This window comes from Neobacillus sp. K501, assembly GCF_053749995.1.
Genome location: NZ_JBSLYA010000017.1, coordinates 38,309 through 52,101, shown reverse-complemented (window position 1 = coordinate 52,101; position 13,793 = coordinate 38,309). Strand labels below are relative to the sequence as shown.

Genomic DNA, 13,793 nt, shown 5'->3' with positions numbered 1-13,793 from the left:
TCCTGAGCCAGGATCAAACTCTCCAAGAAAGTTGATATAGCTCATAAAGTTACGTTGGCTTAGTTTCTATAGTAGAAACTAAAATATTATTGTTTGTTGACGTTTTTGTTTGTTTAGTTTTCAAAGAACAATTTACTTCGTGAGTACTTCGCTCAGAAGCAACTCTATTAATATATCAGATCGTCGATTTCGTGTCAACATTTTTTTAAAATGTTTTTTAACATCTTCATGTTGTTAACTCGTCATTAACGACTGCTTTAATATAATAGCACCCTCTACGAACTCCGTCAACAAAAAATCAAAATTTATTTTTAATGCATAATAAAGCCGACCCTTCAGCGGATCGGCTTCATTATATTACTTCGAAATCTTAATGATTCCTTCTTGCTGCAAATTAACATGTCCTTGCTTTTCGATGACCACCTTCTCACCTTCGGCTAAGTTCGTGAAGACAATCGGAGAAATCGTAGATGTTGCGTGTTCTTTAATGTACTCTAAATCAACTTTCAATAACGGTTGACCTTGTTCTACAATTTCATTTTCAGAAACTAACGTATCGAAACCTTTGCCTTTTAAGTTAACTGTGTCAATTCCTACGTGGATAAGAATTTCACGACCAGTATCAGAAAGAATACCAATAGCATGTTTTGTTGGGAATAGGTTTACGATTTTCCCATTCACTGGAGATACAATGGTGCCTTCAGATGGGACAATGGCAAAGCCGTCACCCATCATTTTTCCTGCAAATACTTGGTCTGGCACCTCAGTAATGGACTTTAATTCACCTTTAATTGGTGCGACAAAACCTTCATCTTTCGTTGCACGAGTAGTTCGAAGTGCTTCTGGATTCACTTCTTCAATTTGCTGCTCCACACCTTTTTCAGGCGCCTTAACAGTTGTACGAGGTTTTTTACCTGCCATGATATCCTTCATTTGACCTTTGATTGTTTCTGAACGCGGGCCGAAAATCGCTTGAATATTGTTACCTACTTCCATCACACCCGCTGCTCCTAATTTTTTCAATTGATCCTTATCAACATAATCAATGTCATTAACAGAAACGCGAAGACGAGTAATACATGCATCTAAATGAGTAATATTATCTTTACCACCCATCGCCTCAAGGATGTCAGAAGCTAAGTCACCAGATCCAGCTCTACCGGTTGGTGCTTGGTTTTCTTCTTCCTCTAATTCACGTCCAGGAGTTTTTAAGTTAAATTTACGAATAGCAAAACGGAAACCGAAGTAGTAAACAACGGCAAACACAAGACCTACCGGAATAACAATCCAAGCATTGGTTTGCGGGTTAATTAATCCAAATAGGATATAGTCAATTAACCCACCGGAGAATGTCATCCCGATTTTCACATCTAAAATATGCATAATCATAAACGAGAATCCAGCAAAGATTGCGTGGATTCCGAAAAGAACAGGTGCTACGAAAAGGAATGAGAATTCGATTGGTTCAGTAATACCCGTTAAGAAAGAAGTTAGGGCTGCAGATGCCATTAATCCCCCAACAAATACTTTCTTTTCAGGTTTTGCTTCGTGATAAATCGCTAACGCTGCTGCTGGTAAACCAAACATCATGAATGGGAATTTACCTGTCATAAATGTTCCCGCTGTTAGATTTTGTACACCATCTTTAATTTGTTCCATGAAGATACGCTGATCACCACGAACAACATCACCAACAGCATTTGTGTAACTACCAAATTCATACCAGAATGGAGAATAGAAGATGTGATGCAATCCAAAAGGAATCAATGAACGTTCAATGATACCGAAAATGAGAGCGGAAATAGTTAAGTTTGCATGGACCATGTTTTGTGAGAATGCATTTAATCCATTCTGAATCGGCGGCCAAATAAAAAGCATCAATAGACCTAATAATAAAGCTGTTCCTGCTGTAATAATTGGTACAAACCGTTTACCAGCAAAGAATCCTAAATAGGACGGAAGTTCGATTTCATAGAACTTGTTATACAATGCTGCTGCGATAATTCCAACGATAATACCACCGAAAACCCCAGTTTGTAATGTTGGAATCCCTAACACATTCGCATAGTTCAAACCATTTACATCTTTAGCTTCAATTCCAAGGACCGTACCCATAGTTACATTCATGATTAAGTAACCGATAATCGCAGCGAGACCTGCTGTTCCTTCACCGCCAGCCAATCCGACTGCAACCCCTACTGCAAATAAGAGCGGAAGATTAGCAAAGACGATATCCCCTGCTTTTTGCATAACAGCTGCAATCATATCCACAGTGCTGTTATCTAGGAATGGTGCTAATTCTATCAGAGCAGGGTTTCGTAGCGCGGCTCCTAATGCAAGCAAAATACCTGCCGCCGGTAAAAGGGCAACCGGAAGCATTAGCGCCTTACCAACTTTTTGCAAGACACCAAAAGCTTTTTTAAACATATTATTTACCTCCAATATTTTTCAACTCATTAAGCGTTTTTATTTACTGTAAAAAGGCAAAAAAAAGGCATGAGTAAAAGTTCAATTGATCGGAAGTCTTGGGTATAGATTGTCCCAACAGCTTCAATTCAATTAATTTCACTCATGCCTGATAGAATCAGTAACACGTAAAAATTTATAAAGGCTATTTAAATTTCTTTTGAATTCGCTGTAAATGCATCGTTAAATAGACAGCCTCTGCATCGAAGACCTTCATTTTTAATGTTTGCTGCATCACTTTAATGAGTTTCCAGGAGAGATTATAGCAAAGAGGATACTCCTCTTTCAATAGAGAAGAGATTTTATCTGGTTCTTCTACTTTCTCCCCTTTGATGACTCTCTCAATGGTGAAGCGAAGGTGACGGACAAGCCTCATATAATCGATGCCTTCTTTGTCAATTTGGATTTCAAACTGTTTTTCTACCATTTCAACCAGCCTGCTAACCAATTGAGAATGCTGGTTCACATCAGAAAGATTTTTATTCGTAATGGAAGAATGTATGTGCAGAGCAATAAAACCAATTTCTCCAATCGGAAGGGCAAATCCTGTTTTCTGCTTAATCAGTTCAACAACATCTGACGCGATCTCATATTCATGTCGGTAAAGAGTTTTTGTCTCGACAAGAAATGGATTTTTCATTTCCAACCCCTGGGAAGCTCTTGTAATCGCAAACATTAAATGGTCGGTCAAAGCAACATGAATATGTTCGTTCAGCATAGAATGTGTTCTTTGTTTGATCAGGTCAATGGCTGAAATAATGACTTCAAGTAAATCGTTATCAATAAAGGGAAGTAACTTGATATAGCTTGCTTGCTCTTTTTCATTTTTTAAAACAAATAATTTATCGACAGAATCTGTGTCGATATACTCACCGTGTTTTCGGTTAAAGCCAATCCCTTTTCCAATTAACACAACTTCTTTGTAAGAAGGGTGCTCCGCGATTAAAACATTATTATTAAGAACCTTATCGATTAATAAATTTGCCATTTGCCGATTTCTCCATTTCGCCTAACCTACCAATAGTATCTTCAATGTTATAAGAGACAAAACAGGAAGTCAACGACAAAAACTGACACAATTTTATGACATTTTTATTTATAGGTAATTCCACGCAAACCAATGAAAAAGAACGCCACCGTAAATCCCGAAAGTGCCAATGTATCATAAAGAAGTGTTTTAACATGGAGACTTCCACTAATTATTTCTTTAAACCCGGACATCGCCCAGCTCTGAGGAACAGCTAAAGCTATTTTCTGCATCACTTCTGGAACAAATTCGATCGACCAATATACCCCGCCAAGCATACAGGTACTGACAATTAATACCGCACCAATAGCGCCAGCCTGTTGTTTTGTTTTCACTAGCCCGGCAATCATAAGACCAAATCCGACAACACATAAGATCACCAAAGAGGCAAACGGAATGAGATAGATTACATTTCCCCAATTCGTATCGTAAATGAACTTCATTGAAATCATTAATACTGCAAACTGAATCCAACCCATCAAAAAATAAGCAAACATGTAACCTAAGCTAATCTGCCACTTACTAGCCGGTGTTGTCATCAGTCTTCCCCACGTACCGCCAATCCGCTCATCAAGAATTGTAGAGGCGGCACCAGAAAGCCCAAACATCATGAACATAATCGCGAAACCAACAATCATTAAATTCATTTCCACAGGGCTTGTGTCTTTATCATCTTTTTGAACAATCCGCTTCTCTACCTTCACATTTTTACTTGCTGCTACCGCTTCGATTACGTCAGGAAAGGCATCAGAATTAACCTCTTTCGTCACCTGATAAGAGCGGATAATTAAATTAGCTGTCCCCTCTAAATGTGGAACTAAAGCAAGATAGTCATCCGTTTTGTTACGAAGAATTATTTCAAACAAGGGCTCGTGATTAACAATACGTTCATAGGAATTACTAGGAATCACCACAGCTGCAGCTGTTTTTTGTTTTGATACATTCTCATTGGCCTGTTGTTTATTTACTCTTTTCCATTCAAATTGATCATTCCGTGCCAAAAGATCGAAAACTTCCTGACTGATTTTCCCGTCCTGAACAACAACATTGACTACCGGCTTATTCTGTTCCGTTCCAACAGCAATACCACCGAAAATCAAACTAAATAGTAAAGGTAAGACTAACATTAAGGCTAATGCACCAGGAGATTTAAAAAACTCTTTCAAGTGTAGCGATGAAATGTTCCAAACTTTACGCATACTTCCTCCTCCTTTCAAGCGAAAGGCGAAATAACCCGATACAAATAAATAATAAACCTGATAGAATCGAAGTAACGATCTCTGGAATGACATCGGTAAATGTGGCACCTGACATTAGGTCTAAATATGTTTGCAAGGCAAGGCCATTTGGCAAAAACTTAGACGCGGTAACAGCCCAATCAGGGAATATATACAACGGCGCCATACTTCCCCCTAACGCTGCAAAAATTTGTGTTCCTAACATCCCTGCTACATTAAAGGATTTCTCTGACTTAATAAACGAAACTGCAACCATTCCCAAACCACATGCATTCACAACAAAAGCAAACGTCATTATGATAACGCCTAAGACAGAAGCTCCCCACTCCACTCCAAAAAGAAGCTTTGTGCCAATAATAATGATATACGCTTGGGCTAGGCAAATAAGCAGTAAACCAAGCATCTTTCCAAATAAATAGTGCGTGTAGGTTAAATTTGATAGCAGCAGCCGCTTGTAAACCTCTTGTTCTTTTTCTAGTATCATTGTTGCCGCCCCCTGAACGACCGTCATGAGTAAAAACATGACACCCATTCCAGCAGCATAATACTGAAAAGAAGTAACCGGTTTTGTTTTTGCATTGACAGTAGTTTCATGGAGGAGAGTCTGGTTGATTGGCTGTATGGAGGAGAGTTCTTGCCCTGTACCTGCTTGAACAGACTGTACTGCCATTGATTCAATTGGAATTGATTGGGCAAATTGCTCAATTACACTTGTAACAATGATTCCCTTAATCCCTGGGTCTGGTACAGATAGAAGCTGGACTTTTGTTTCATCGCCGGACATTAACGAAGTGGAGAAATCTTCACCGATAATAATTCCCACATCCAATTTATGATCTTTAATTCTCTTATTTAATGCTTGTTCTTGATAAAATTCTACCTTTATTTTATCGGCCAATTCTTGTTTAAATATCGTCTCAGATAAAATTTTTCCAAACTGACCATCATCTAAATTTACAATACCCAGGGTGAATTTCTCGACTTTGACATCTCCACCTTCCTTCAGCATATCGCCAAAGGCGGAGCCTAAAATGGCAATTAATAATAACGGCATCAGAATAAGTGTTAATAATGCCTTTTTATCGCGAACGGTTATCAATAAATCCTTCAAAGCAAGCCACCAGAATGTCATCATCCCCACCTCTAATCCCTTAAACTTCGACCGGTTAGATGTAAAAACACACTCTCTAAGTTCGGTTCAACGATTTCCACTGTGGACACCTTCGCACCAGTGTTCGTGACAGTTTGAATTAAATCACTGAGGATAAACTGAGGCTCTTTATGGTATACAATAAATTGTTTCTCTTGGATCTGGATGTCTTTCTCTAAAAACTTTCCTTTAAAAACATTTTTAATACTCGGACGTTCCTGATCCATCGTTAAGATAATTCTCGAGCGATCACCGATGGATTCCCTAAGTTCCCGTAATGTCCCACAGGCAATTAATTGACCGTGATCGATAATGCCGATCCGTTCACAAAGGTACTCGACTTCCTCCATATAATGACTGGTATAAATGATTGTCATTCCTTCATTGTTCAACCGCTTAACCGTTTCTAAAATATGATTTCTTGATTGCGGGTCAATACCGACCGTCGGCTCATCCATAATTAACATCTCTGGACGATGCAAAATCGCAGCACCGATATTCACTCGCCTTTTCATTCCGCCAGAGAAGGTCTCAACTTTATCCTTAGCCCGTTCCGAAAGGCCGATAATTTCAAGCACACCATCGACACTCTTCTCAAGCGCTTTTCCAGTTAAATTGTACATTCTTCCCCAAAACTTTAAGTTCTCCCTTGCGGATAAGGTCTCATAAAGCGCAATTTCCTGAGGGACTATACCAATCCACTTTTGGGCCTGCTTTGGACTTTTAATGACATCGATGTCTTTTATATGTATCGAACCTGATGTAGGAGAAAACAAACCAGTAATCATGTTAATTATCGTCGATTTACCAGCACCATTTGGCCCAAGCAAACTAAAGGATTCCCCTTTTTCAACAGAAAAGGATACACCACTTACCGCTTCAAAATCACCAAAGTTTTTTCGCAAATCTCGAACATTCACTAAATTCATGTTCAACACTCCTTCTTTCATACAGCTATAATCATACAGAAGAAGCTCCGCGAATTTTGTAATGTTTTGTAAAAAAACCAAATTTTTGTGAAATAATTCACATATCGGACACTAAAAAAAGAACTGTGAATAATCACAGTTCCCTTCATCCCTATTGTAGGAAAATAAAATACAGTAAAAAGATCACAAAGAAGAAGTACATAATTGGGTTAACATCTTTCGCGCGCCCTTTAACAATCATCGTAATGGGATAGAAGATAAAGCCAATGGCGATCCCTGTGGCAATACTGTAGGACAACGGCATCGCAATCATCGTTAAGAATGCTGGAACAGCAATTTCGAACTTTTTCCAATCAATTTTTCCTAAAGAAGAAACCATTAATACCCCAACTATAATTAACGCTGGTGCTGTAACAGGCGCAGTGACGACAGACAATAACGGGAAGAAAAAGATCGATAGAAGGAATAACCCTGCTGTAACCAATGAAGCAAATCCCGTTCTTGCTCCTGCAGCAACCCCCGCAGACGATTCAATATAAGATGTTGTTGTCGATGTTCCTAAAACCGCACCCACTGTTGTGGCAATGGAATCAGCAATTAACGCCCTGCCTGCACGCGGCAATTTATTATCCTTAATCATGCCAGCTTGATTCGCTACCGCTACTAGTGTTCCAGCATTGTCGAAGAAATCAACAAATAGGAAAGTAAGAATGATCCCGACCATGGCCGTTGTATAGAAAGAAGGATCCGCAAGCGAAGTAATCGCTGCCCCAAAGGTTGGTGTTAAACTTGGTACACTATCAACCACTTTCTCCGGTGCATCAATCAAATTAAAAATCATTCCAACAATTACGGTAATGACCATTCCGTAAAAAACAGATCCATTAATACCTCTAGTCATCATAATCACAGTCACAACGATTCCAAAAATCGCGAGTAACGTTGGACCTGCAGTTAAATCACCTAAACCAACAAGTGTTGCATCATTATTTACGATAATTCCAGCATTTTGTAAACCAACAAAAGTAATAAATAGGCCAATCCCTGCACCAACGGCATGCTTAAGTTCCATTGGAATCGCATTAATGATTTTTTCACGAAGACCTGTAAGTGTTAAGACGAAGAAAAATACTCCCGAGATAAATACGGCGCCCAATGCATGTTGCCATGGAATTCCACTTCCTAACACAACGGTGTAAGCAAAGAAAGCATTTAAACCCATTCCTGGCGCTAGGGCTAGCGGGTATTTCCCTAATAGTCCCATCACGATCGAGCCAATCGCTGCCGCTAAAGCTGTTGCTACAAACACGGCACCATAATCCATTCTTAACGCATCTGGTAAATCTTCTACACTTGATAGTGTCAACGTAAGCGGGTTGACCACCAATATATAAGCCATCGCTAAAAAGGTAGTAATACCACCTATAAACTCACGGCGATAATTTGTCCCTAATTCTTTAAACATAAAGTACTTTTGCACGTTCTTTCCCCCTATTATTCTAGTAATAAAAAACACTCCGATCGATTCTACCGGAGTGTGACTAGGGCATGTGTAAATCATTAGAGGGAAAGCCTCTGTATTTAACACTGCCTCGTAGTCAAGCCATTTACGGTGGCTCGGTAGAAACTTTTGGGCCATATTCCCAATATTATACGAGTATATTCGACATTCTTCTTAACACTTCTTCATTTTAACAACGATTCAGCCTTTTGTAAATATAAAAAAACGAACGTTTTAAAAAATATATTTTAAAACGTTCGTTTTTAGAACTATTTCTTATTCCCACTCAATCGTTGCTGGCGGCTTGCTCGTAATATCATAGACGACGCGATTGATATGAGGGACCTCATTCACAATCCGGGTCGAGATTACTTCAAGTACATTCCAAGGAATTCGCGCCCAGTCGGACGTCATCCCATCGATGGAAGTAACCGCACGGATCCCAATCGTATAATCGTACGTACGGGCATCGCCCATTACGCCGACGCTGCGAATATCCGGAAGTACGGTAAAATACTGCCAAATATCACGGTCAAGACCTGCTTTTTTGATTTCCTCACGGAGAATCCAATCTGATTCGCGGACAATTTCAAGCTTCTCCTCAGAAATCGCTCCAAGCACGCGGATACCAAGTCCTGGACCTGGGAATGGCTGGCGCCAAACGATATCATCAGGAATACCCAGCTCAGTACCAAGGGCACGGACTTCATCCTTAAACAAAGTATTTAACGGTTCGATTAACGTAAATTGCATGTCTTCAGGCAGACCGCCGACATTGTGATGTGACTTAATCGTTTGCGCAGTAGCAGTACCACTTTCAATAATATCTGTATAAAGGGTTCCTTGTGCTAAGAACTCGATCCCCTCAAGCTTTGCTGCCTCATCATCAAAAACGTAAATAAACTCGTTGCCAATAATTTTCCGTTTTTTCTCTGGATCAGAGACACCTTCTAATTTTGATAAGAAACGGTCTTTCGCATCGACTTTGATAACATTCATATGAAAGCCTTCAGAGAAAGTCTTCATGACACTTTCTGCTTCATTTTTACGAAGCAAACCGTGATCAACAAAAATACAGGTTAATTGATCTCCGATTGCCTTATGGATCAGAACAGCCACAACCGATGAGTCAACGCCGCCGCTAAGCGCACAAAGCACCTTCTTATCGCCAACCAGCTCACGAATCTTGATCATTTCCATCTCAATAAAGTTTTCCATCGACCAATCGCCCTTACAATCACAAACATGGAATACAAAATTTTTGAGCAGTTCATTTCCATATACAGAATGACGTACTTCTGGATGGAATTGAACAGCATAAAGGTTACGTTCTTTATTACTCATTGCCGCAATGGGACAGTGCGGGCTTGTTGCATCGACTGTAAATCCTTCTGGTGCTTCAACAACTAAGTCACCGTGGCTCATCCAAACAACCTGCTCTTCCGGCAAATCAGTGAATAATTTAGATGAGTGCTGGATGTTGATACCAGCCTTTCCATACTCGCGATTCTTTGCTTTTTCCACTTTTCCTTCGAAGTGAACGGTCATTAATTGCATGCCATAGCAAATTCCTAAGATCGGCAGACCCATTTCAAAAATTTCCTCATCACAACGGAAGGAATTTTCATCATAGACACTATTTGGACCACCGGAAAAAATAATTCCTTTTGGATTCATTTTACGAATTTCCTCTGCAGTAATTGTATGCGGATGAAGTTCGCTGTAGACGCCAAACTCACGAATTCGGCGTGTGATTAACTGGTTATATTGACTTCCAAAATCTAAAACAACAATCATGTCCTGTGTTCCTGTCAAAATGGCCACCTCTTTAGTAAAAGTAATAGTAGTATTTCCAATTAAAAACAAAAAAACTAGGATTCCCCCTCCAAATAAACCTAGGAAGGCAGAATTCTAGTTTTCTCATCATGACAACACCGAATATTCTACCTTCATAGTCAGGTCATTTGTGGTGACCCGGTAGAGACTCTCGAACCCTATTATCGAGGATATATGAAGAATAAATAGCTTATTAAATTCTAAGCTATTGTATCAGTAGGTAGATTTTCCGGTCAAGCAATTGTCTTTTTAATTAAATTTTCCCACAATTCCCGTGAATCCCCCCAGGTTCCTTTTGGAATCTGCTCATGATATAAATATTGCTCATATCGTGCTGTTAGCTTGGTCATTTCACGGGTCGAAAAGAAGGTATCAATATAGCGTGCATAACTACGGAGTGTTTGATTCTCTTTTCGCTTAATACCGTAGCGGTCTAATTGCTTTAATAAAATCAGATACGCTTCTCCAATGTTATCATCCTTTTTCTTCCAACGGAATCGCAGTAAATACAAATACGGAACCCATTTCCCCCGGATTCGATAAAGTAATCCTATTGCTCCTCCACCTACAGCAACGATTAACAGCATCTGTTTCCAATGATCTCTAAGAAATGATTTTATATCCAGCCAAATTCCTTCAAAATTAAAAGATTCCTTTGTTTCCGGTTTATCGTTTTTAGCTGCAGCGTCTTTCTGCTGTGGCTTTTGAACCGGCGGCGGAGTGGTATCTGGTGTCGTCTGACCTGAATTTTCATTAATAAAGTTGATGGAAACTTCATTGGTAAATCCCTTCGTTGGTTCAAAAGGAACCCAGCCTTGATTCGGAAAATACACTTCTACCCAGGAATGGGCATTGTTGTTGGTAATTTCGTAAATCGATTTGGCTGAATCTTTTTCACTGTATTCGATGAAGTCACCGCCCGTGTACCCCTTTACCCAGCGGGTTGGTATGCCGAGCGTTCTAAGCAGTACGGCCATTGAAGAAGAGAAATTATCACAATAACCCGTTTTGGTATCAAACAAAAATTGGTCAACGTAATCATCATTCTCTCCTGGAATCGCTACATTCTTTTGATCATACGTAAACTCAAAACTGCCAAAATACTTCTCCACTGCTCTTGCCTTATCAAACCAGTTCGTTTTACCTGCGGTGATTTGTTCTGCTAACTGCTTCACTCGTTCTGGTAATCCTTCTGGCAGTTGGGTATAGTTTTCAATAAATTCCTGCCCTACCTGCTCAGGATCCGCAAATGTTGTCTGCATTAAGTCACTGGCTTTATATTTTGGTACTTTGTGTTCCATCGTATAGGAATCAGGTGAAACAGACTCAGCAAAAGCATCCTGAATCGATATTTTTTCCTTCGTAGAATCAATCTCAAGACTATAGTTTTGCGAAAATTGAACCCTTTGAATTCCCGCCGGATAAATGAGATGAGGATAATCCATCTCTAAATACAAGGTTGCCGTTTCATCACGAGTTTCTACCGTTTTTGGAATCGAAAAAACAGGAATAAGATCATTACTGCCAATCGTGAAAGGTGTGGAACCAGACGGAATCCAGCCCTTCCCCGTGTATACATCCTTTGTCTCGACCTTCCAATAATTCTTTCCATTGGCTTCACTGCGGAATACGACACTGTCATCCCCAAGAAACGGGCCTCCTAACTTTTCATCATTCGAACCATAACCTATTCTGGATATCCCACTATTACCATCCTCGCCTCCTTTGTTCCCAGCTGCCTTAAGATAAGGTACTGGATCCGGCCAGATGGGCTCTAGTTTAGGAGCCGTGATTCCAATAAGAACACTTGCCGTAATCATCAACGCTAATGGCATCATCCATTTGCGGGTTACCGAAGTATCTTTGTTAACATTTTCCTTCATCAGGATACGGTAGTAGGTCAGCATTCCCATGACTACAAAGCCAACAACCACCGTCCGGATAATCGCTGTCTTCGAATTGTAAGCAGTAAAGGTATCAAGTACCGTAATATAAACAAGCGTAATTAGAAAGAATGTAAAAATCTTTTGCCGATTTAATAGCCAGAAATGGATTAAGTACACCATCAGCCATAGAAGAATAAAGAATATCAACGTTCGAAATCCATCGGATAAATCAAGCCAATTTCGTTCCCATACGAGGAGCAAATCCCCCTGTAAGTCGCCAAGAAATGAGCTCAGCCACTGAAATTGGAGGAAACCTTCCTCATAATAGAAGCGATTAATCGAAAAGAAAATAAACCAAAGCTTGATCATCCATTGCCAAAACCATCTGAGCTTAAAAAAAGCTGCAGTAAAAGAAAATAGTAAAAAGATAATAAAGGTTTCAATATTATCCGTAGTGGTAAGCTGTTCGAGCGGTCTTAACCACTCCCATACCAGCATAAAACCGAGTGCGTAAAGGAGAAAAGTAGAAAAATCCCTCTTCATTTTCATATCTTCACCCCCAAAAAGGCAGTGGAAAAGTCGCCTTCATGAACCATAACCACTCTAACCCCACGGGCATTGGCCAAGGCAATTAGCGAGCGTTCATTTTCTGTTGCTGCTTCTTTTTCACCTTTCACGAGGAAAAGTGCGATTTTCCCTTTACGCTGTCCAAGAAAGCTAGCTTTCTCAATTAATCGCTTTGTTAATTGAGAGGTGACGAGGAGGAAACCAACCGTATGTTGAACAAACAGCCCTTCTGTTTCTAACACTTTATCAAAAGAAGAAATGCTTTTTGCTTCAATTTTTGCAAGATGATAAAAAAGCTGCTGGAGATGTTGTTCCCCGCCCCTAATTGGAAACGCTGCTCTTTCATTGCTAATCGTCAATAACCCCGTTTGCGCTCCTTTTTTTAACACAGCACGCAGTAAGGACGCCGTAAAGGAAACCATGACCTCAAAGTGCCGGTCAGGAACACAATCCAACACGACGAAAACATCATGTGACTGGCGTTGTTCAAATTCCTTCGTCATGATTTCATTTCGTTTTGCGGTTGCTTTCCAGTTAATCCAAGAAAACCGATCTCCCGGCTGATAATCCCTAACCCCAATCGCCATCGAGGTATCCCGCTGCACCCGTTCCCTCGATGCCGTCATTCCTTGATCGAATTGGTTTTCAAACGGCCGATACAACAGCTCCGAATACGCTGGGTAGACGACAATTTTACTTTCTCTCTCGATGATTTTTTCCTTTTCATATAAACCAAGCGGGTCGCCAGTCTTAACGGAAAATCCCTGAAAAACATGCTCGCCACGCGGCAATTCCGCTATCACGTACTCGTAGGAAAACTCCTTTTTCAGTCCCGGGATCAATAGCGTCTTCGTTTTCCTATGCTGCTGCGAAAACGTTAAGCTAGCATCCAGTTGGTCTGCGATCAGTAAATAGAATAATGGAAAGGACGAACTCCGTTTGACTGTTACTGTTACTTTTAACGGTTCACCCGCATTGTAATCCGATTTTGGAATATCTCGGGAGATATCCAATCCACTTAAAGAATAGAATGATAAGGCAACACAATAGATAGCGAACGGTAAGAAGCTGTAAAATAAGAACCAGCTGACAAAGCCGCCTTGAAACATCGCATACGAAAACGTAAGGAGGATTAATAGAAGTAACACAATAAACTTCCATACCTTTTTGAATGGAATCCACAATCTTTTCAT

General features: G+C 40.0%; 9 protein-coding genes and 2 riboswitches. All 9 genes read right to left on the bottom strand.

What is annotated here, in order from left to right:
- Positions 1 to 357 precede the first annotated feature (357 nt).
- Complete coding sequence (gene ptsG, locus ACWM35_RS24010; protein ID WP_454821416.1) at positions 358 to 2,427, bottom strand: glucose-specific PTS transporter subunit IIBC; 2,070 nt, start codon at positions 2,425 to 2,427, stop codon at positions 358 to 360.
- 184 nt (positions 2,428 to 2,611) lie between these two features.
- The gene (gene glcT / locus ACWM35_RS24005; RefSeq protein ID WP_454821415.1) at positions 2,612 to 3,454 is read right to left on the bottom strand and encodes a glucose PTS transporter transcription antiterminator GlcT; all 843 of its coding nucleotides are present in this window, start codon (positions 3,452 to 3,454) and stop codon (positions 2,612 to 2,614) included.
- Between the two features lie 104 nt (positions 3,455 to 3,558).
- Entirely contained in the window at positions 3,559 to 4,692 is a 1,134-nt protein-coding gene (locus ACWM35_RS24000; protein WP_454821414.1) for an ABC transporter permease, read from the bottom strand.
- Complete coding sequence (locus ACWM35_RS23995) at positions 4,685 to 5,863, bottom strand: ABC transporter permease (protein WP_454821413.1); 1,179 nt, start codon at positions 5,861 to 5,863, stop codon at positions 4,685 to 4,687. The genes ACWM35_RS24000 and ACWM35_RS23995 overlap by 8 nt, the downstream gene beginning before the upstream one ends.
- An 11-nt stretch (positions 5,864 to 5,874) precedes the next feature.
- Positions 5,875 to 6,810, bottom strand: coding sequence for an ABC transporter ATP-binding protein (locus tag ACWM35_RS23990; RefSeq protein ID WP_454821412.1), 936 nt, complete (start codon positions 6,808 to 6,810; stop codon positions 5,875 to 5,877).
- A 151-nt stretch (positions 6,811 to 6,961) separates the two neighbouring features.
- Positions 6,962 to 8,290 (bottom strand): NCS2 family permease, encoded by a 1,329-nt coding sequence (locus ACWM35_RS23985; RefSeq protein ID WP_454821411.1) that lies wholly within the window; start codon positions 8,288 to 8,290, stop codon positions 6,962 to 6,964.
- Between the two features lie 95 nt (positions 8,291 to 8,385).
- Positions 8,386 to 8,487: riboswitch (purine riboswitch) on the bottom strand.
- A 100-nt stretch (positions 8,488 to 8,587) separates the two neighbouring features.
- Complete coding sequence (gene guaA, locus ACWM35_RS23980) at positions 8,588 to 10,108, bottom strand: glutamine-hydrolyzing GMP synthase (RefSeq protein WP_454821419.1); 1,521 nt, start codon at positions 10,106 to 10,108, stop codon at positions 8,588 to 8,590.
- Positions 10,109 to 10,243: 135 nt separating this feature from the next.
- A riboswitch (purine riboswitch) is annotated at positions 10,244 to 10,345 on the bottom strand.
- A gap of 35 nt (positions 10,346 to 10,380) precedes the next feature.
- Positions 10,381 to 12,582 carry a DUF4129 domain-containing transglutaminase family protein gene (locus tag ACWM35_RS23975; RefSeq protein ID WP_454821410.1) on the bottom strand — a complete coding sequence of 734 codons (2,202 nt, stop codon included), beginning with the start codon at positions 12,580 to 12,582 and terminating at the stop codon, positions 10,381 to 10,383.
- Positions 12,579 to 13,793: a DUF58 domain-containing protein gene (locus ACWM35_RS23970; RefSeq protein ID WP_454821409.1), complete on the bottom strand. Its 1,215-nt coding sequence runs from the start codon at positions 13,791 to 13,793 to the stop codon at positions 12,579 to 12,581. The genes ACWM35_RS23975 and ACWM35_RS23970 overlap by 4 nt, the downstream gene beginning before the upstream one ends.